This is a genomic window from Nitrospira sp. NS4 (assembly GCF_049546785.1).
Classification (GTDB): domain Bacteria; phylum Nitrospirota; class Nitrospiria; order Nitrospirales; family Nitrospiraceae; genus Nitrospira_D.
Genome location: NZ_JBMWAN010000003.1, coordinates 69,202 through 88,416, shown reverse-complemented (window position 1 = coordinate 88,416; position 19,215 = coordinate 69,202). Strand labels below are relative to the sequence as shown.

17 protein-coding genes and 2 tRNA genes are annotated in these 19,215 nt (G+C 59.2%); 8 read left to right on the top strand and 11 right to left on the bottom strand.

Translation table 11 applies throughout. From position 1 onward, the window contains the following. Window positions 1–121 precede the first annotated feature (121 nt). From ACO9S2_RS09045 to ACO9S2_RS09020, 6 genes are all read right to left on the bottom strand, one after another. Window positions 122–1,972: a GTP-binding protein gene (locus tag ACO9S2_RS09045; protein ID WP_423721675.1), complete on the bottom strand. Its 1,851-nt coding sequence runs from the start codon at window positions 1,970–1,972 to the stop codon at window positions 122–124. A 2-nt stretch (window positions 1,973–1,974) separates the two neighbouring features. Then, on the bottom strand, window positions 1,975–2,772 hold the full coding sequence (cysD, locus tag ACO9S2_RS09040) for a sulfate adenylyltransferase subunit CysD (protein ID WP_423721674.1): 798 nt from the start codon (window positions 2,770–2,772) through the stop codon (window positions 1,975–1,977). 19 nt (window positions 2,773–2,791) lie between these two features. Continuing rightward, the gene (locus tag ACO9S2_RS09035) at window positions 2,792–3,844 is read right to left on the bottom strand and encodes an anthranilate phosphoribosyltransferase (RefSeq protein WP_423721673.1); all 1,053 of its coding nucleotides are present in this window, start codon (window positions 3,842–3,844) and stop codon (window positions 2,792–2,794) included. A gap of 1 nt (window position 3,845) precedes the next feature. Then, the gene (locus ACO9S2_RS09030) at window positions 3,846–4,562 is read right to left on the bottom strand and encodes a phosphoadenylyl-sulfate reductase (protein ID WP_423721671.1); all 717 of its coding nucleotides are present in this window, start codon (window positions 4,560–4,562) and stop codon (window positions 3,846–3,848) included. Between the two features lie 17 nt (window positions 4,563–4,579). Beyond that, window positions 4,580–7,087 (bottom strand): sulfurtransferase TusA family protein, encoded by a 2,508-nt coding sequence (locus tag ACO9S2_RS09025; RefSeq protein ID WP_423721670.1) that lies wholly within the window; start codon window positions 7,085–7,087, stop codon window positions 4,580–4,582. Window positions 7,088–7,175: 88 nt separating this feature from the next. After that, window positions 7,176–7,625 carry an RrF2 family transcriptional regulator gene (locus tag ACO9S2_RS09020; protein WP_423721669.1) on the bottom strand — a complete coding sequence of 150 codons (450 nt, stop codon included), beginning with the start codon at window positions 7,623–7,625 and terminating at the stop codon, window positions 7,176–7,178. 320 nt (window positions 7,626–7,945) lie between these two features. Here ACO9S2_RS09020 and ACO9S2_RS09015 point away from each other — a divergent pair, with 320 nt between their 5' ends. From ACO9S2_RS09015 to rplT, 7 genes are all read left to right on the top strand, one after another. Beyond that, a complete protein-coding gene (locus ACO9S2_RS09015; protein WP_423721668.1) occupies window positions 7,946–8,536 on the top strand; it encodes a helix-turn-helix domain-containing protein in 591 nt (196 codons plus the stop codon). A 204-nt stretch (window positions 8,537–8,740) separates the two neighbouring features. Then, window positions 8,741–8,917 (top strand): hypothetical protein, encoded by a 177-nt coding sequence (locus ACO9S2_RS09010; RefSeq protein WP_423721667.1) that lies wholly within the window; start codon window positions 8,741–8,743, stop codon window positions 8,915–8,917. Window positions 8,918–9,021: 104 nt separating this feature from the next. After that, a tRNA-Val gene (locus ACO9S2_RS09005) sits at window positions 9,022–9,096 on the top strand. 77 nt (window positions 9,097–9,173) lie between these two features. After that, a complete protein-coding gene (thrS, locus tag ACO9S2_RS09000; RefSeq protein WP_423722483.1) occupies window positions 9,174–11,108 on the top strand; it encodes a threonine--tRNA ligase in 1,935 nt (644 codons plus the stop codon). Then, window positions 11,065–11,628, top strand: coding sequence for a translation initiation factor IF-3 (infC, locus tag ACO9S2_RS08995; RefSeq protein WP_423721666.1), 564 nt, complete (start codon window positions 11,065–11,067; stop codon window positions 11,626–11,628). Before thrS ends, infC begins: the two co-directional genes overlap by 44 nt. Before the next feature lie 40 nt (window positions 11,629–11,668). Beyond that, window positions 11,669–11,863: a 50S ribosomal protein L35 gene (gene rpmI / locus ACO9S2_RS08990; RefSeq protein ID WP_423721665.1), complete on the top strand. Its 195-nt coding sequence runs from the start codon at window positions 11,669–11,671 to the stop codon at window positions 11,861–11,863. 41 nt (window positions 11,864–11,904) lie between these two features. After that, entirely contained in the window at window positions 11,905–12,273 is a 369-nt protein-coding gene (gene rplT / locus ACO9S2_RS08985; protein ID WP_423721664.1) for a 50S ribosomal protein L20, read from the top strand. Between the two features lie 77 nt (window positions 12,274–12,350). On the opposite strand, the gene pheT is transcribed toward rplT, so the two are convergent. Genes pheT through fmt form a run of 5 tightly spaced genes read right to left on the bottom strand, consistent with a single transcriptional unit; the run spans window position 12,351 to window position 18,786 of the window. Next, window positions 12,351–14,069 carry a phenylalanine--tRNA ligase subunit beta gene (gene pheT, locus ACO9S2_RS08980; RefSeq protein WP_423721663.1) on the bottom strand — a complete coding sequence of 573 codons (1,719 nt, stop codon included), beginning with the start codon at window positions 14,067–14,069 and terminating at the stop codon, window positions 12,351–12,353. An 8-nt stretch (window positions 14,070–14,077) separates the two neighbouring features. Then, window positions 14,078–15,643 (bottom strand): phenylalanine--tRNA ligase subunit alpha, encoded by a 1,566-nt coding sequence (locus tag ACO9S2_RS08975; RefSeq protein ID WP_423721662.1) that lies wholly within the window; start codon window positions 15,641–15,643, stop codon window positions 14,078–14,080. Between the two features lie 10 nt (window positions 15,644–15,653). Then, entirely contained in the window at window positions 15,654–16,355 is a 702-nt protein-coding gene (gene rpe / locus ACO9S2_RS08970) for a ribulose-phosphate 3-epimerase (RefSeq protein WP_423721661.1), read from the bottom strand. Further along, window positions 16,348–17,772 (bottom strand): 16S rRNA (cytosine(967)-C(5))-methyltransferase RsmB, encoded by a 1,425-nt coding sequence (gene rsmB / locus ACO9S2_RS08965; RefSeq protein WP_423721660.1) that lies wholly within the window; start codon window positions 17,770–17,772, stop codon window positions 16,348–16,350. Before rsmB ends, rpe begins: the two co-directional genes overlap by 8 nt. 42 nt (window positions 17,773–17,814) lie before the next feature. Then, window positions 17,815–18,786: a methionyl-tRNA formyltransferase gene (gene fmt, locus ACO9S2_RS08960; protein ID WP_423721659.1), complete on the bottom strand. Its 972-nt coding sequence runs from the start codon at window positions 18,784–18,786 to the stop codon at window positions 17,815–17,817. An 87-nt stretch (window positions 18,787–18,873) separates the two neighbouring features. On the opposite strand from fmt, the gene ACO9S2_RS08955 reads away from it, so the two are divergent. Next, window positions 18,874–18,950: transfer RNA gene (locus ACO9S2_RS08955), tRNA-Met, on the top strand. The last annotated feature ends 265 nt before the right edge of the window (window positions 18,951–19,215 follow it).

Sequence of the window (19,215 nt, the reverse complement as noted above, 5' to 3'; positions counted from 1 at the left end):
AGGCCAAATTGATCAAACGGTACCGTAACACAGCGGTTTCTGGGGAGTCAAACCAAGCAACCGGAAGGGGGGATCCACAGGAAGCGAAGCGCCCGGGGATCTCTCCTTCTTGGGACTCCCGCTAGATCGAATATTGGAAGGTCGGCTTGGCGCCGATGGCCTGGGCCAGCACGCCCCGCTTCTTGAGCTCCTCCATGATCTGCCTCGTGGCTTCATCAAAATCCGTTGGTCCGCTGAAAATGATATCGGTGTTCGGAGGCGGCTCTTCGTTCGTCTTCGTCATATGCACGGCGATCACCGGTGCCGGATGGACAAGGGTCCTGATGGCCTGGGCTGCCTCTTTATACGCAAGACCGAACGGATTGGTGGTAGACACCACGATCAACCCCGTGTCGATCAAGAGACGGGCCACCTCCCCATAACGCCGGGCCATCTCGTCGGTCTGGCCCCGCTCTTCCTCGGTGAGGTCGGCGTCGAGTCCGCGGCGAAGATTTTCACCGTCAAGCAAGTAGGCATGGCGTCCGTCCGCGACTAAACGGGTTTCCAGCCTTTTCGCGAGAAAGGATTTGCCCGTGTGCCGGCCTCCGGTAAAGAGCACGATCGCGGGACGATGGCCGTACTGCTGGGCACGGTCTTCCACGCCGACCTCGCCCTTCACCCAGGCAAAATCTCTGCGGCGGGCTTCCTCGCGGAGCAATTCCTGATCGTCATGCACCAGCTCCGTGACGATGCCGCCACCGGCAATGTCGTACTCATCGACCAGCACAAAACGGCCCGTGGCTTCGAAGGAGGCGGAAAGATCGAAGGCGACCGGGGCCTTGGTGCGCAACGTGAGCTCGGCCACCTGATTCTTGTTGACGGTCGCACTTCCCTGCTGTTGCGCCAGGTCCATCGTGTCGATGATACGGTGAATGGCGGACACTTCGCAGTCGACTTCTTTGGTGGCCACACGCAGTTGATACTTCCTGCCCCGCTCCAGCGGGCGCTTCCCAAGCCAGAAGAGATTGGCGCGGAACGCCGTAGACACCAGCGGCAGCGCCTCCGGATGCGTGGCGACTTCCCCGCGCTCCACAAAGATCTGCTCGTCAAGCGTGATCCCGACCGATTGGCCGGCATGCGATTCCGCGAGCGGCGGATCGATATTGAAGGCTTCAATAGAGCGGATATTGGCGCGCTTGTTCGAGGGGGAAAACACCAGCTGGTCGCCGACCTTCAGCGTGCCCGCGGTGATACGCCCGGTAATGATTCGCCGGGCATCGAACTTATAGACATCTTGAACGGGCAGCCGCAGGGGCTGCTCCGAACGAGCTGCCTCTTTCTTAAAGAGACTCAGGGTGTCCAGCACCGTCGGACCGGTGTACCAGGACATCTTGTCACTGCGATTGGCGATGTTGTCGCCCATCTTGGCGCTGACCGGAATGATCCGCTCGGGCACCGCCTTGAACTGCCCGAGAAACTCCCGGTATTCTTTTTCAATCCCATCGAATACATCCTGTCGATACCCGACGAGATCCATCTTGTTCACGACCACGGCGAACTGGCGAACGCCCAGCAACGAGAGCAGATACCCGTGCTTCTTGGACTGCTCTTTCACCCCTTCAAGGGCGTCGATCAGAAGGAGTGCCGCCTCCGCCCGCGCCGCGCCGGAGATCATGTTCTTGAGAAATTCTTTATGGCCCGGGGCGTCGATGATGATGTACTGGCGCCCCTTCCAGATGAAGAACGTGCGCGCCGTATCGATTGTAATGCCTTGTTCTTGCTCCTCGAGGAAGGCGTCGAACAGAAACGCGTACTCGAACTCCTTGCCTTGCTGGCGGCAGATCGCCTGCACCTTTTCCAGTTTGCCGTCAGGCAGCGAGCCGGTGTCGGCATAGAGCCGGCCCAGCAGCGTGGACTTTCCATGATCCACATGTCCGACAATGACGATGTTGAGATTCTCTGACGGTTTGGAGGCTGCAGTAGTAGTGTTCATGGCTACATGTACCCGTCTTTGCGCAACAGTTCCATTCCGCGCCCTTCGTCCTGGGCGCGGCCTGCCCGCTCGGCCACCGTCGTGTGGCGTAATTCGTCGATGATGTCGTCCACGCTCTTCGCCGTCGATTTGATCGGGGTGGTGCAGGGGGCGCACCCGAGGCTGCGATAGCGGGTCCCGTCCCCCTTGTCGAGATACAGATCGATGAACGGAATGTTCTCGTACTTGATGTATTCCCAGATATTGATCTCGGTCCAATCCAGCAGCGGATGGATACGGATATGGGTGCCGGGCGGGAACGTGGTCTTATACTGATCCCAGAGCTCGGGCGGCTGATCGCGAAAATCCCAGTCGCCGTGCTTGTCGCGGGGAGAGAAATACCGTTCCTTGGCCCTGGTGCCTTCTTCGTCGGCCCGCACCCCCAGAATGATCCCTGTGTAGCCCTTCTGCTCGATCAGCTGCTTGAGGCCGTTCGTCTTGAGCGCGGTGCAACAGGCCACCCGGCCCATCGTATGGTTCATCCCGGCCGCCAGGGCTTCCTTGTTCTGCCCCACCACGAGATCCAATCGCCACTCGCGCGCCAGCCGGTCGCGATACTCGATCATGGCGGGAATCTTGTAACTTGTGTCGACGTGCAACAGAGGAAACGGCACATGCCCGAAGAACGCCTTGCGCGCGAGCCAGAGCAGGACCGTGGAGTCCTTGCCCATCGACCAGAGCATCGCCAGATTGTCGAAGTGTTTGTAGGCCTCTCGAAGAATGTAGACGCTTTGGTCTTCCAATTGCCGAAGATGTTTCACGACTGCCGACCCTTTCCGTTTATCCCCGCTTGCCTGCCGCAAGCGGCGCCTGCACCAGCTCATCCAGCTTGCGCGCCGCCGCCCCCCCTTCGAGGGCCGCGCGGGCAATCGGCAAACAAGCCGTCAACGACGTTCCCTTTCCGGCGGCATAGAGCAGCATCGCCGCATTCATGAGCACCCAATCCTTTGGTCCACCCGGCACCTGATTCTGGATCAACCGCCGCAGTAGATCCGCTTCCTTGTCGCGCTGGTCCGGAGGAAACCCGGCCATTTCACGGGATGAGCACAAACCCATGCCGAAATCCTTCGGGGCAATGCCCAGCGGTGTGATGCGCTCATCGCGCAATTCCAGCACCCGGGTCGCCGCCGCGCCGGATAACTCGGGATCTCCCTCCACCCCGCGGATCACGAACCCGCGCGGACAGGCCAACATGCGAAGCACCTCGGCGGTCTTTTCAAAATGCGGCGGATGGGACAGCCCGACCACTTGCGCGGACGCGCGTCCCGGGTTGAGCAGCCGCGCGACGGGATGAAACATGTTGCGCACACCCAATTCCTGGCGCATTTCCAAAAACCGGTAGATCGGCGGATGGTAGAGGCCGATGTCGAGATAGGCGAAGCCTTTCTTCGTCAATTCCTCTGCCGCCATTTTCGGTTCGAGATCGATGGGAACCCCCAGCGCCTTTAAGACTCCGGCGCTCCCCGGACGGCCCGGAATGCCATCGTAGCCGTGCATCAAGACCGCCGCCCCGCCGGCCGTGGCAACAACAGCCGCCGCAATGAGCGCATGAAAGGTATCCTGCTTGCCGGCATAGGTGGGCACATCCACCAGCGCCAGGGACTTCGGAATCGACAGAGGCGCCACATACTGACGCGCGGCGGCGGTGAACGCCGCCAACTCGGTGACCGATTCCATCTTGAAGCGCATGGCAATCAGAAAGGCCCCGATCTGGGCCTGGGTCACCTGTCCCTCAATGAGGAGCTTCATCACCTGCTTCGACTCGTCCCACGTCAAATCTTTTGACGCCTTGGGCCCTTGAGCAATTTTTGCGAGGTAGTCTTGGATTGGCATGTTACGTTTTGTGTAGTCCGCACTCCGTTTTTGTAAAATTTTTCCAGCGCCCTGCCCGGGGATCGTCACCCGGCGCGACGGGAGCCGTGCAGTGCGTACAGCCGATGCTGGGATAGTTGTGGTCGTGCAACGGATTGTAGGGCACTTCGTATACCTTGATGTAGGTCCACACATCGGCCCATGTCCAGCGAGCCAAGGGATTCACTTTCACCAATTGGAACTTGCTATCCCACTCAATCAACCCCGCGTTGGCCCTGGTCGGGGCCTGATCCCGACGAATGCCGGTGATCCAGGCATCGAACCCTTTGAGGACCCGCGTGAGCGGCTCCACTTTCCGTAACTGGCAGCAGCGATCCGGCTCCGTGGACCAGAGCGCCTGACCGTATTGAGCCGCCTGCTGTTCCGGCGTCAGCAGCGATTTCACCTGAATGACCTGCGCCGGCTTGAGCGCATAATGCCGGACGATGCGATCGCGTGTCTCATAGGTCTCGGGGAAGAGAAAGTCCGTATCCAGGTAAAAGAGCGGGATCTCAGAATTGATGCGATGGACCATATCGACCAGCACCACATCCTCTGCGCCGAAGCTGCAGGCCACGACGATCTTCGGGGCAAACCGCCTGATCGCTTCCGCCAACAGGTCTTGCGGCTGCTTTGACTCGAACGCGTCGCTCACCCGTTTCAACTCCGCGATCATGTCTGAATTCCCGATATTGCTCATCTTCCCGGTGCGCTCCCTTAGCCCTCGACTTTTTCGACCAGCACGCGGTAATGGGCCGCCTCCGGCTCCAGCGCCTCTTGCAGCAGCACCTTGTGCCCGTCGTTCTTCAGGCTCATCGGCACGTTCTTGATCGGTTCGCCGGCATCCAGCCACACTTCCAACTGCTCACCGGCATCCATCATTTCAAGTTTCAGTTTGGTCTTCACATAGTTCAACGGACAGGCCACCCCGCGGAGGTCATAGACCGGCGCGCCGGTGGGTGCGGGAGCCGTGGGAGCGACCGCCGCCGGCACGGGGGTAGCCGGCACAACCGCTTCCTTCGCCGGAACCGGCGCCTCCGTCACGGGCGCAAGCTTCAGATCTTTCCCCATCTGTTCGGTCGCGGCCCGGCAGGCCTCGACGAATCCCTTCGCGAATTCCATCTTGGCCAGGGCGGATTGCGCTGTGGTGTCTTTGGGCCCCAAATCCCCCACCTGCTTCCCGAGATTCCGATACATGGCCGGCACCACGCCTTTGGTCGCCAGCCGTTGCTCGAACTCCAGGAAAATTTCCGAGTCAGTGGAGGGATCCAGCCCTTCCGTGACCAGCATCGCCTTGGCTGCCGCCAGCACCGCGCGATAGGACTTATTCACCGACACGGAGTACTGATGCTTCTCCACCAGCAGTTTGGCCTGATATAGCTCCTGATCCGCTTCGAGGATGCCGTTCTCGATCATTTCCAGCGCACCGCCGGCGCACTCGCCGGGTCCCAGGTCCTCGAGGATAAATTCCTCCTCACCTTCCCAGTCATAATAGAAGGTGGGATCGTCCTGAAAGGCAGGAACAATAGTGTACGGAATGAGCTCATCCTTCAGTTTGACCTTGCCGGCCCGGCCGATGAAGGCCGACAGGTTTTCATTCGGCAGCCGATCGCGCCGATAGACCGCGACGAGGTGCGACAGGGCCGCCGGGACCGCCTTCGCCGGAAGCTTGACCGTCATCTGCCCGATCTTGGGCGTGCCGTCGATCTGCCCGCCAAGGTGCAACTCGTAGTGCGGCGCCACGTGGTCGCCCAGCCGTTTCCCGACCCCATGGAGTCCGATGGTCGAGATATGGTGTTGCGCACAGGAATTGTGGCATCCGCTGATTTTCACACTGACATCGGACAAATCTTCGGGCACACGACCGGCGGGGAATACTTCGGCCAGCGCCCGCGCGAGGCCCTTGGACGAGGTAATGCCCAGGCCGCATGTATCGGTGCCGGGACAGGCAATAATATCCTCGACGAGTTCGGCGCCTGGATCTGACAGGCCATGCGCGGCAAGGTCCGCATAAAGAGATTCGATCTGCGTCTCGGGAATCCACCGGATTACCATGTTCTGGTTAATCGTGGTCCGGATGTTCCCGTTGGCGTAGCGCTCTGCCAGATCGGCCACGCAAAGCATTTGCTCGGATGTAAGGTCTCCCATGAACAACTTGATCGCAGCGGTCACATAGCCGGGCTGTCTTTGCTTGACCACGTTCGTGCGCTTCCACATCTGAAACGGCGTTTCGTGCCCGATATCATTCGCATGCCCGTTGCTGTTCGCCGACGGGGCTCCGGACCCATTGCAGGTCGGCATGATCAGCGGAGTGGGTTCGTCCTGGTACGCCAGCAATTTGATCGGCTCGTGCGAGGGGCGTTGATAGCCCATCGATTCATACGCCGCTTCCCAGCGCCGCTTGAATTCCTCGAAGCCGAGCTTTTCGATCACGAATTTCATGCGGGCCTTATTGCGATTCTTCCGGTTCCCCAGCGTATCGAACACCTTGATGACAGCTTCAATGCTCGGGAGCAGTTCTTCCATCGGAGTAAATTCGCGCAGGACTTGGGCCATCCGTGGGGCGGAACCAAGCCCGCCGCCCGCGACCATGCGAAAACCAATGACCCCGTCAGCCCGTTTCACAGCCAACAGTCCCACGTCATGAATAGGCGTGAGGGCACAGTCCTGTTTGCACCCGGAGAGGGCAATCTTGAATTTCCGCGGCAGACTCTGATTCAGCGGGTTGCGCAGCAGATGATAGGCGACGGTTTTGGCATAGGGAGTGACGTCAAACACCTCCCCCTGGCACACTCCGGCCAGATGGCAGGCAGTCACGTTCCGCACGGTGTTCGCACAGGCTTCGCGGGTCGTCAGCCCGACTTCTGCAAGGCCGCGCATGATCGTCGGCACATCCTTCAATTCGACGAAATGCATCTGAATGTCCTGGCGCGTCGTCACATGACCGACGGCTGTGGCATAACGGTCGGCCAGTTCGGCCACACGCCGCAGTTGATTCGCCGATATCCCGCCGAAGGGAATCTTAATCCGCACCATCTGCACGCCGGGCTGCCGCTGGCCATAGATCCCGTACTGAAGCCGAAAGGGCTTAAAAAGGTCGGTGGAGACCTCCCCTGCCAAGGTCTTCAGCGCTTCGTTCTCGAACGTCTCGATCTCTTCGAGAATGGCCGAGGGAATGGGAAGGGTCTTGATCTCTGGAACGACCAGTTGGTCTTGAGGGCTCATGGCGATGTGCTCCCTACATACAAGTGACTGCCGGGATGCCGGCCTGAATGACAGGCAGGCTTTATGGCAATCCACCGATGGTCAGTGGTCAAATGTGGTACATGGGGTTTTGCTGCTGATCGAGCGTACGTTGACGCTCAACCAGGCTTTCTATCGTAATGGCTTCCAGCACCGCGCGCTCCGCTTCTTCAACCTGCTCCCAGACCCGCCCCAGCAAGAGATGTTGCCGGCTTTCCCGTCTTTCATGAGTATGGCCGTCGAGGGAACCGCCATGAAGCACCGGTCCATCGAGCGCTTCCAGAATATCGGCCACGGAAAGCTCAGAGGGATTCTTGAGCAAGAGATAACCGCCCTGCGCGCCGCGAATACTGTCAACGAGCCCCGCCTTTTTCATCGCATGAAGGACCTGTTCGAGAAATCGAACAGGGATCGATTGCCGCTTGGCAATCGTCCGCGCCTGTATCGGCTCGCTTTTCCCGTTCATGGCCAGGTCAACAGCCGCCATAATTCCATAGGTTGCGCGATGCGAGACTCTCATTCTTGAATATTCCGATTGGAATTGATTTAGCATCATATACCGTTCGGTTCTCCGTCCTGTCAAGGCTCAGTCTGTCATGAATCTCCAGGACCGTCTCTATCGTTCGGCTGAATCATGCCCTAGAATTGCGGACAGCTGGCTGACTCACGGCCTGGCAATCCTCCCGACTCAGCACCGATTCCCGGAACGGGCGTAAGCCCCGGAACAGCATCCCACTCGTTCAAAGACCCCTAACTAAAATCCGCAAACCAGAAACAAGGCGTTTGACATCACTGAAGCGCTGGGCAATAATCCCGCCCTCCTCTTCGCTTGGTGCCTACATGTCAGTCCCTCTATCTGCATTCTCCATACTCCTGCTGACGGGGGACCCCGACGTCCAGACTCAGTTCACACTGGCCTTTCCACACGCCTCGGTCACCATCTGCCAGGACCGTCTCTCTCTCCCTCACAGTCCTCCAAATCCTCCCTTCGATGCCGTGGTGGTGGAGTGGGCTGCCGAACAGGACCATGCGGTGACGCTCCCGACTTGTGTCGATCCAGCCAAGACCTTGGTGATTGCCGGTTCCCGAGCCGTACTCAGCCAGACGTCCAAACTCTTCCAGCACATGAATCGGTCGGACGAAGGGATGCAAAACGGAAAAGGTCGCGACCTCTCGCTGGAGGATTATCTGGACTTAAAGATGGGGGATTTCGTCAGGGGGATGCGCAACGGATCGGCCAAGAATCTCCACCCCATGCTGATTTCCGCAGTTGAGCGGCCGCTTATTTCCTCCGCGCTCCGCGAAACACAGGGCAATCAAATTCAGGCGGCCGAACTCTTGGGCCTCAATCGAAACACCCTGAGGAAAAAAATCACCGATTTGCACATTCCCTTAAAGCGCAAACGGGCCAAAGTCGCGCGCGACGCCTAGCATCCAGGTTTGTCGAGCGGCGAGAGAATCGGGCGTGAGACAACCGACATCCTCACTCAATCTCACACAAAGAGAAAACGGATGACCAAGGAGGGAATCATCGCAACGATGGCGGCCTCTGCGGAATCACCAAAGTAGCGGCAGGAACAGCACTGGAAGCCTTTACCGGCGCCGTCACCTCCTCGCTCAAGTAAGGGTAATCGCGTGTCTCTCGTCAACTTCAGCACTTTCATCATTTCCAAGAGAAAGACCCGGATGGGTCGGAACCCCGGAACCGGCCGAAGCCTTCAAAATGCCCACGGCGAAGGTTCCGGAATTCTCGTCAGGGAAAGAGCTGCGCTCCGCAGTCAAGTAACCACCCACTGCCGCGCCGAGGCATAAGAGAGATGGCGACCCCCTTTCGGATGATCAGAACGGGGCTGTCTTCTGTTTTGCTTTTCTTGACACTACAGGCAGGCCTATATTAGCATGCGCACCCGGACTATAGGCGCGTAGCTCAGGGGGAGAGCGCTACCTTGACACGGTAGAGGTCGACGGTTCAAGACCGTCCGCGCCTACCATTTCGGCTGAAGGCATCCGCTTGCCTTTCGGTGGCGGAGTGCCTTTGTTATTTTTTGCGATCGGACAGAACACCCTCGTGATGACGATTACGTTGAAAGATGGAAAGGCTCAGACCGTCGAGAGCGGGCACACCGTCGGCTCAGCGCTGGAGGCCTGCGGCGTGACGGTCGGGACCGACGTCCTTGCCGCGAAAGTCAACGGGAAGGTCGTCGATCTGTCTTGTCCCCTGACTGAGGATGCGACGGTTGAGCCGGTCACCTTTGCCAGTGCCGAAGGCCGCGAGGTCTATCGCCATAGCAGCACCCACATTATGGCGCAGGCCGTGAAAGAAGTGTTTCCCACGGCTCAGATGACGATTGGCCCGGCTCTCGAAGACGGTTTCTTTTACGACTTTGCCTTCGATCGCCCTTTTACCCCGGAAGACCTGGAGAAGATCGAGGACCGCGCCCGAGACATCATCAAACGGAATCTTCAGGTTAAGCGGACGGAATTTTCGAAACAACAAGCCATCGAGTTTTTCCACTCGCGCGGCGAAGGCTATAAAGTTGAATTGATCCGGGGATTCCCTGAGAACGAACCGATTTCCGCCTACAGCCAAGGTGAGTTCGTCGACCTCTGCCGGGGTCCGCATCTTCCGGCAACCGGCCATGTCGGCGCCTTCAAGCTCCTGAATACGGCCGGCGCCTACTGGCGAGGGGACGAGCGCAACCCGATGTTGCAGCGGATCTACGGGACATCCTTCCCCTCTCAAAAAGAACTGGACGCCCATCTGGCCAGGCTGGAAGAAATCAAGCGGCGGGACCACCGCAAAGTCGGCAAAGAACTCGACCTCATTACCATTCAGGACGAAATCGGTCCCGGGCTGGTCCTGTGGCACCCGAAAGGCGCATTGGTCAGGCTGTTGATCGAAAATTTCTGGCGTGAACAGCACCTCAAAGACGGGTACGAACTGGTCTACTCCCCCCACGTCGCGCGACTCGACCTCTGGAAAACCAGCGGCCATGTCGACTACTACCGGGAAAACATGTTCGCCCCCATGAAGTTGGAGGGCAGTGAGTATCAGCTCAAGCCGATGAACTGCCCGTACCACATCATGATTTATAAGTCGCATCTGCGGAGTTATCGCGACCTGCCCATCAGGTACGGCGAGCTCGGCACGGTCTACCGCTACGAGCGGACCGGCGTGCTCCATGGGCTGCTGCGGGTGCGCGGCTTCACTCAGGATGATGCCCATCTGTTCTGCCGTCCGGATCAGATTCAGGACGAAGTCAGCCGCGTCTTGGACTTTACATTTTTCATTTTGAAATCGTTCGGCTTCGTGGAATTTGAGATCTTCCTTTCCACGAGACCCGACAAGTCGGTAGGCTCCGACGACAAATGGATTCTCGCAACCACGTCGCTTGAGGCCGCGCTGAAGAGCCGCGGGATTTCGTACCATCTCGACGAAGGCGGCGGCGCGTTTTACGGGCCGAAAATCGACATCAAAATCAAGGATGCTCTGGGACGTTCCTGGCAATGCTCCACCATCCAGGTGGACTTTAATAACCCGGAACGGTTCGACCTCAGCTATATCGGCGAAGACGGGAAGTCCCATCAGCCCATCATGATCCATCGGGCCTTGATGGGATCCATCGAGCGGTTCTTCGGCATTCTGGTCGAGCATTACGGCGGTTCGTTCCCCACCTGGCTCGCCCCGGTGCAGGCCGTGGTCATTGCGATCACCGATAACCAGCGCGACTATGTGACGTCGGTCGTCTCGCAGCTGAAGGCCGCCGGCTTTCGCGCCGAGGCGGACCTTCGCAATGAGAAGATCGGTTTCAAAATCCGCGAGGCCGAAAAGGCCAAAATTCCGTTCATGCTGGTCGCGGGTGACCGGGAAGTCCAGAGCGGCACCCTCTCGGTCAGAGGGCGGAGCGGGGCAAACCTTGGCAGCATGACAGGGGCTGCGGTGATCGAGATGCTCAGAAATGACGTCTCTCGCGCGCAGCCGGACCTTCAACCTACACACTAAGAGGTGGCTTATCGTTCCCAAACTGCGTGTAAACCGTGAAATCCGAGTGCGAGAAGTTCGGGTGATCGGCCCGGAAGGAGAGCAATTAGGCATTCTCCCGACCGCGGATGCGTTCCGGCAGGCACAAGAAGGGGGCTACGACCTGGTAGAAGTCGCCCCGACTTCCGCCCCGCCGGTATGCCGGATCATGGACTATGGCAAATACAAGTACGAGCTCAGCAAGAAGGACCACCAGAGCCGTCGCCATCAGAAGTCTACGCAGGTAAAGGAAATCAAGCTCCGTCCACGGACCGATAAGCACGATCTGGAGATTAAGATCCGTCAGATCAAGGAATTCCTGGCCGATGGGAACAAGACCAAAGTGACGCTCACCTATCGGGGACGGGAAATGGCCAACCAGGAGATGGGCCGTAGCGTCATGAGTTCAGTCATTGCCGAGTTGACGGAAACCGGCACGATTGAATATGCCCCGCGCATGGAAGGCCGCAGCCTCATCATGATCGTGGCTCCAAAGAACTAAGCGAATAACACCGTCGTCATTAACCAAGAGGAATCAGCCGATGAAAGCCAAGACACACAAAGGAGCCAGCAAGCGATTCAAGCGAACCGGCACAGGAAAACTGGTCAGAAAAAGCGCCGGGAAGCGCCATCTTCTCAGCCATAAGAAGAGCGACCAAAAGCGCCGCTTGAGCGGAACCCAACCGGTGGATCCGACGGCGACCTTGTCTTTGAATCGCCTCTTGCCGTATAACTAGAGCCCTGACAGGGTGCCTCACGAGTAAAAGGAGACGGAATCATGCCTCGCGCGAAAGGTGGATCAAAAACTAGACAGCGGAGAAAGAAGCGGATCAAGCTGGCGTCAGGCCAATATGGCGGAAAGAGCCGGCTGTTCCGATCGGCCACAGAGAGCGTAGATAAAGGACTGGTCTACGCCTATACGGGTCGTAAGAACCGGAAGCGGGACTTCCGGCAGTTGTGGATTGCGCGTATCAGCGCCGCCGTCCGGGCACAGGGCCTCACCTACGGCCGGTTTATCAATGCGCTCAAGAAAGCGAATATCTTGTTGGACCGCAAAGTCCTCTCGGACATGGCCATCAAGGATAGCGCCGGATTTGAGAAGTTGGTCGGCCTCGCCAAGCAGCACCTGACCCCTGCCGCGGCCTAATCTCGCCGCCTCACACAATCCGTCATCACTCCCCTATGCTTCGGATACGGGAGAGCGACACCTCGTCGCTCTCCCGATCAGGCGAGGTCTGCCAGTTGGGTGAGATTCACTTCGAAGGCGACGACGGGCACGGCGATCTGCCAGCGCTCCAGGACTTCGGGGTGGACTTCGCCGATGACCCCCAGCGGTTTCCCCGCAACGACGATTCGCCCGGCGCGCCCTTCCAGGAATGAGGGATGCTGCACCGGCTCCAGGCTGTATTCCCTCCCGAGATAGTAGAACAAGACATCGACGCACGAATGAATCTCTGAGAAATGGGCTCCGGCATGGGCGATGACAGAGCCGAGAACAACTTCTGTGCGCGAGCCCAGTTCGTGCGTGCTATCGGGAGTCGCCACCTCACCGGCTTCGAACAGGCGATGCGGATAGAAGGCCCGGCTGGATGCCGCCTCGACGCGCAGGAGCGACGGCAGCATCCACTGGCGCAAGCAGGAAAACGTCAGAGCCATCGCGTTATCGACCTGAACCATCTGTCCCCAATCCGTCCCGTCAAGACGCATGGCACTGCGATAGTTCTCCGGCGACCCGAGAATATTGGAGATGATTTCTTGAAACCCCAGCCCGACCATCAACTCGCGCGCCCGGTCGGACGTCTCTTCGATCCGCGACAACCCGCCTACCGTAAACTGCGCCGGCATGACCGGAGCAAACTCACCGTAGCCTCGGCTGACTGCCACATCTTCGACCACGTCCATCGCGTGCATGAGGTCTTGCCGATAGGGCGGCAGCTTCGCCTTGACCGTCCCCTTTCCGGCTGAGACCTCGTAGCCATAGACTTCCAGGGCCTGCTTGACGGTTTTGACCCCAAGTTCCTGGCCCAGCGCCTGTTCAATCGTCTTCAGCTGAATGGTCCTGGGCTTGCCAAGGTCTTGCGGTGTCACGACGCGCTTGCCCAGCGGTGTGCTCTTCGGATACTGCACTTCGATCGGCTCAATGGCCGCACCGCGATCGGCGAGGTTGGCGGCGAAGATGTTCAGCGTCAATACCACCATCGCCAAGTCAGTCCCGGTCACTTCGACAAACAACTCATCGTCGCCCACCCGAACTTCCCCGACTTCCCGGCTGTTGATGATCGGCGGGAAAGAGAGCGGCTGGTTCTTCGCGTCGCGCAAAATAGGCAGCCGGCTCTGCCCCGACAGAATGTGGCCATGCTCCAATCCTTTAGGATGGACCATGAGAATTTCCGACAAGGTCATCACCGTCTCCATGCCCAGCGGCGTGAACCGTGCCTCGTCAGGCTTGACCAATTCGTAGGTCACAGGAAACTGAATCTTCGACAGTTGATAGATCCCGATGGAAACCGTCTTTCGCTTGTGCCCGAAAATATCCGCGAGCTTTTCTTGCGTCTGAATCAGCTGAGCCAGCCCTTCGTCGGTCACCCGGTAACCCTTGGCCGTGCAGGCGGCGACATAGGGCCGCACCTGTTCGAGGCCAGGCCCGACGATGAGACGCTGCGTGGGTTTCGGTTTTTTGCTGAAGAAGGAATAGGGCTTGAGCCTGCCCTGCTGTTTGATCCGGATCTGTCTCGCGATCCCTTCGCAGCACCAAAGATCAGGCCGGTTGCTATCTTGCAATTCGACGCGCAACTCGCCGGTCTCGGCGTTGTGCCCCTTCAACTCGCCCTTGACGAGCATGAGCCACTCTTCCAATTGCTCGACTGAAACCGATCGCTTCGCGCGACCGGTGAAACCCAGGAGCGACTCGAAATCCTCTTTGTAAATTGAAATCGTAGGCATGATGGCAGCTAGAAGATCCCCCGCGTCGTGCGGATCAAATCCAAATTATCGGTGAACAACTCACGGATATCGTGAATGCCGAGCGCCACCATCGCCATCCGGTCCAAGCCCAGCCCCCAGGCAATCACCGGCACATTCACCCCGAGCGGCAGCGTCACCTCCGGGCGAAACAACCCCGCCCCCCCCAACTCCATCCATCCGAGGCGCGGATGGCGCACGTGCATTTCCACCGACGGCTCGGTAAACGGGAAATAGGCCGGCAGGAATTTCACTTCCTTCGCCTGCGCCACCTCCCGCGCAAAGAGGTTCAGCAACCCCAGGAGGGTGCGGAAATTGATGTCTTCGCCCAACACGATGCCTTCGACCTGGAAAAAGTCGGTGGCGTGCGTCGCGTCGACCTGATCGTAACGAAAGCAGCGTGCGATGGAGAAATACTTGCCCGGCACGGCCGGAACCGACGCCAACGTCCTGGCCGAAACGGCCGTCCCCTGGCTTCGCAGTACCAGCCGCTTCGCACGTTCGCCATTGAAGGCATATTTCCATCCCGTGGACCCGGTCTTGCCGCCATTCTCATGCGCCCGGGTCACCTGCGTCAGGAACGGCTCGTCGATTTTCGTCGCGTGGGTGGGATTCTTCACGAAATAGACGTCGTGAATGTCGCGTGCCGGATGAAACTGCGGCATGAAGAGCGCGTCCATATTCCAAAACTCGGTCTCCACGAGCGACCCGCGCATCTCCTGGAAGCCCATGCTCACGAGTTTCGTCTTCACGGTGTCGAGGAACTCGCGATAGGGATGTTTTTTCCCTGTGCCAATGCGCGGCGCGCGCAAACTGATGGTGTATTTGCGGAACCGCTTGCCCCGCCAACTGCCGTCCTTCAGCAATTCCGGCGTGAGCTGGGAAACTTCCTCCGCCACCCCTTCGCGCAGGAGATGCTCCGCCGCGGTCGCCCCGGTGGGGGAGAGCGCGAACGAACGCGCGACGCGGTCATCGACGCGGAACGGCTCTTTGGCATTGCCGCGCTTCACGGCATAATCTTCAATGATCTGACGATGGGCGTCGGAGAAACTCTTCAGATCTCGGGAGGACTCATGCACGTCCTTGAGCAACGTGCGGATCGCCTCGACGGTCGGACTCGGACGCCCCGTCGCTTCGATGCAGCCGCCCTGGACGATCAGCAACACGCCTTCCTTTTTCAGACGGCCGACGGCCTTGCTGACGTCGGAGGGATCCAACCCGTCCTGCGCCTGCAAGTCGGGAATCGTCAGCCGCTTGCCCGTGCTGGCCACTTCTCGCGCGGCCGAGTACACCCGCTCGATCGGCGATGCGGTATCGAAATACTGCTCACCGATCTTCGTCAACGACACCACGGGAGTCACGGTCTCGGCATGCACGGCCAGCAGGGACTTCGTCAGCAGCCACTCAATCGCCATGCTCAGCTGTGACGGCTCTAATTCGGCCGCGGCGGCCAGCTCCTCGGTCCCCAGCACCGATCCGGCCGGTCTTGCGCCAAAGGCCGTGAGGACTTTGATTTCGAGGGGGTGCAGGCTGTCGATGAGTCCGGAAATATCCACCCTGAATGGCCTATCGATGGAGTGCGGCATGCGCCATGGTTGAGGAAGCCGGCTGACCTGCCGCACGCAGCGCGGCAATGGTTCCGGCATAGTCGCGGCTGGAGAAAATCGCGGACCCGGCAACGAGGACGTCGGCTCCCGCCGCCAGCACCTGCGCGGCATTGTCGACTTTCACCCCGCCGTCGACTTCGAGCAGCGCCGGGCTGTGGAGACGGTCCAGCATCTCGCGTATGGCGGCAATCTTCTGCAGGGCGGACGGAATAAATTTCTGCCCGCCGAATCCCGGATTCACCGACATGATCAGCACCAGATCGACCTCCGGCAGGATTTCTTGCAGCAAACTGACCGGCGTCGCAGGATTCAGCGTCACCCCGGCCTTCGCGCCCCGCTCTTTGATCAACTGAACCGTGCGATGCAGATGGGGGCAGGCTTCGACATGCACCGTGACATAGTCCGCCCCGGCGGAAACAAACTCCGTGATGAACGCATCGGCGTTGGTGATCATCAAATGCACGTCGAGGGGGAGCTTGGTCACTTTCTTGAGGGATTCCACGATCGGAGGTCCTACCGTAATGTTCGGCACAAAATGGCCGTCCATCACGTCGATATGCAGGAGATCCGCGCCGCCCCGTTCGACCGCGGCGATTTCATCGGCAAGCCGGGCAAAATCTGCGGCCAGGATAGAAGGGGCAATCAGCACTCGGTTACTCATACTCGGCCTTTCGCAGTCTGGCGGCGTAGAATCCGTCCATCCCGAGTTCGTTTCCCAGGGTGGACAACGATCCCTGAGGACTGACAAACGGGAGGACGGCGGTTGATAACCACAGCGCCACGGACTCGCGCCTAAACGCTGAATGATCCCGGCAGAAGCGGTCGATGACCTCTTCCGTCTCTTCGGGTTCAGTTGAGCAGGTACTATAGACCAGCACCCCGCCGGGCCGCAAGACAGATGCCGCCCGATCGAGGATCGCGCGCTGTAAAATCTGATGTCTCGCAAACATGCCGGTATCTTTTTTCCATTTCGCGTCAGGATGCCGGCGGAGTACGCCGATGCCGCTGCAAGGTGCATCCACGAGGATGCGATCAAACAGCCCCGGGGCGATGATTCGTTGATCTGTACTCTTGGGTGATGCGGGAGAGCCGAGCTCCCGCGCATCCCCCACAAGGGGAGCGATGATGGTCGCACCAAGTCGCCGGCAATTCTCGGCAAGCAGCTTCAGCCGCGAGGGCTGCCGATCCATGGCCACGACCTCGCCGCGGTTCGACATGAGATCGGCAATGTGCGTAGTCTTACCACCCGGCGCCGCACAGACATCGAGGATCCGCTCGCCGGGCTGCGGATCAAGCACCAGCGGAATCAGTTGAGCGGCTTCGTCCTCGACATAGAACAACCCCTCGTGAAAACCGGGAAGCGCCGTCACGGACTGTCCGCCCTCGACGACAATTCCAGCGGGGCTGACAGGGGTCGGTCGCGATACGATGCCGGCTTTCTCGAACTGCTCAAGAAGTCCCTCACGGGTCGCTCGCTGCCGGTTCACACGCAACGTCAGAGAGGGAATGACACTGACGGTCTTGCAGGCTGCTTCAGCCCCCTCCACTCCGAGTCGTTGAACCCAACGTTCGCACAACCAGAGCGGCAGGGCGTAGCGAACGGACAACCCCCTGGCCGGCATGTGTTGTCCATCCGACAACGGTGGTTCAGGGGAACGCATGAGGGCACGCAAAACCGCATTCACCAGGCCGCCCCAATCGCGCCCGAGTTTGGCCGCATGGGATCTGGCCAGGTTCACCGATTCATTGACGGCCGCAGACTCCGGCACCCGATCCATGTAGAGCAGTTGGTACGCGCCCAGGCGAAGCACAACTTGAATAACCTGTGGGAGACGGGCCAGAGGCTTGCTCAGCACCGGCGCCAATCGCCAATCGAGAGTTTCCTGCCGTCGCAAGACCCCGTAGATCAATTCCATCGCAAACGCCCGATCGCGGGAATCGCCTGCCTCGCCCGTCCACAGACGATCGAGGATCTCGTCGATCGCATCGCCGGATTTCTGGAAGGCCAGTAACACCGAAAGCGCCCGGTGTCGGGCGGAAGAAGCGGATTTCTTTGGAGATGGGCGGGCAGAGGACATCGATGGCCTGATCACAGCGGACGGTGAGAATTTTGGCGATGCCTACGACTGTGCCGCCTCGTGATCCTCCGGCACAGGAGGCCCGGCATCGAAGCGCTGCCCAGCGACCACCTGATGGCCGGCAAGAAACTGCGCGACCGTGAGCCGCTTGCTGTTCGCCGGTTGGACCTCGGTCATCTCAAGGACGCCTTCGCCTGTCGCAACCTGGATGGCCTGTTTAGTCACGCCGATAATCGTGCCGGGTGCTCCATGGTTATCCGCCGGATGACGGGACGCCTTCCAGATCATCCACCGTTCGCGGCCGAGAAAGGTGTAGGCTCCCGGCCAAGGCGACAGCCCTCTGACACGATTGGACAGCTGCCCCGCACTCATCGTCCAATCGATCAGACCATCTTCCTTCTTCAAAATCGGCGCCATCGTGGCCAGGGAATGGTCCTGGGGAAGAGGAGTAATCGTGCCGGCCTTGAGCTGCCTGATCGTTTCAACCAACAGCCGGCCCCCGATGGCCGCCAGTCGTGGAGCCAGCGTTCCTGCCGTGTCGTCGGGACTGATCGGCAGGCTTTCTTGTAGCAGCATCGCTCCGGTATCCATGCCTTCGTCCATCAACATAGTCGTGATGCCGGTTTCGCGTTCGCCATTGATCACCGCCCATTGCACCGGCGCAGCCCCCCGATATTTCGGGAGCAAGGATCCATGCACGTTCACGCAGCCCATGGGAGGCAGCTTCAGAATCATGCCGGGCAGGATACGTCCGAAAGCCGTGACCGCGATGAGATCCGGTTTCCACCCGGCCAATGCGTCAAGAAATTCAGGCGCTTTCATTTTGAGAGGCTGCAGTAACGGAATGTTCTCTCGCTGTGCAATCAATTTGATCGGAGAGGGCGTTAAGATCTGCCCTCGTCCCTTCGGCCGGTCGGGCTGCGTGACGATGCCGACCACTTGGTCATCGGACGTAAGCAACGCTTCGAGTGAAGGAACTGCAAATTCCGGAGTGCCCATGAAGACAATACGCATGGTATCGCTTTAGCACTGCCCTCGCGTGAATGCAACGGTGTCGCCGGTTCGCTTGACTTGCCGTCTAACCGTTTGTTAGTCTCCGCCTGCGGGGTGGAGCAGCCTGGTAGCTCGTTGGGCTCATAACCCAAAGGTCAGAGGTTCAAATCCTCTCCCCGCAACCAACCCTTTCAAACACTTAGCAACTTCACTTCATCCCGGCACCCATAAAAGCGGCTTAATTGTCCGTGTTTCTTTCCGTGTCGATCAGGTCACGTCTCAATACGCGGTGAAGTCCCACAGCCTCCACGGTTGGGCTAAATCGGGATCCTTACTACAATACGTCACTCTCCGAGGCTCCCAGGCCCTTCGCAATTCCCCCTCACCGTCGCTTTCACGTACACTGTTCCGTCACCTGCCAATGCGGCCGCTACTCTTCTCTTGTACGGG

Bases quoted from the DNA above. Each gene is read 5' to 3' on its own strand.
- infC (WP_423721666.1), top strand. From the start codon at position 11,065: ATGACGTCTCTCGCGCGCAGCCGGACCTTCAACCTACACACTAAGAGG.
- ACO9S2_RS09025 (WP_423721670.1), bottom strand. From the start codon at position 7,087: ATGAGCCCTCAAGACCAACTGGTCGTTCCAGAGATCAAGACCCTTCCC.
- rpe (WP_423721661.1), bottom strand. From the start codon at position 16,355: ATGAGTAACCGAGTGCTGATTGCCCCTTCTATCCTGGCCGCAGATTTT.
- ACO9S2_RS09035 (WP_423721673.1), bottom strand. From the start codon at position 3,844: ATGCCAATCCAAGACTACCTCGCAAAAATTGCTCAAGGGCCCAAGGCG.
- rsmB (WP_423721660.1), bottom strand. From the start codon at position 17,772: ATGTCCTCTGCCCGCCCATCTCCAAAGAAATCCGCTTCTTCCGCCCGA.
- rpmI (WP_423721665.1), top strand. From the start codon at position 11,669: ATGAAAGCCAAGACACACAAAGGAGCCAGCAAGCGATTCAAGCGAACC.
- ACO9S2_RS09020 (WP_423721669.1), bottom strand. From the start codon at position 7,625: ATGAGAGTCTCGCATCGCGCAACCTATGGAATTATGGCGGCTGTTGAC.
- fmt (WP_423721659.1), bottom strand. From the start codon at position 18,786: ATGCGTATTGTCTTCATGGGCACTCCGGAATTTGCAGTTCCTTCACTC.
- ACO9S2_RS09015 (WP_423721668.1), top strand. From the start codon at position 7,946: ATGTCAGTCCCTCTATCTGCATTCTCCATACTCCTGCTGACGGGGGAC.
- ACO9S2_RS09045 (WP_423721675.1), bottom strand. From the start codon at position 1,972: ATGAACACTACTACTGCAGCCTCCAAACCGTCAGAGAATCTCAACATC.
- ACO9S2_RS09030 (WP_423721671.1), bottom strand. From the start codon at position 4,562: ATGAGCAATATCGGGAATTCAGACATGATCGCGGAGTTGAAACGGGTG.
- pheT (WP_423721663.1), bottom strand. From the start codon at position 14,069: ATGCCTACGATTTCAATTTACAAAGAGGATTTCGAGTCGCTCCTGGGT.
- rplT (WP_423721664.1), top strand. From the start codon at position 11,905: ATGCCTCGCGCGAAAGGTGGATCAAAAACTAGACAGCGGAGAAAGAAG.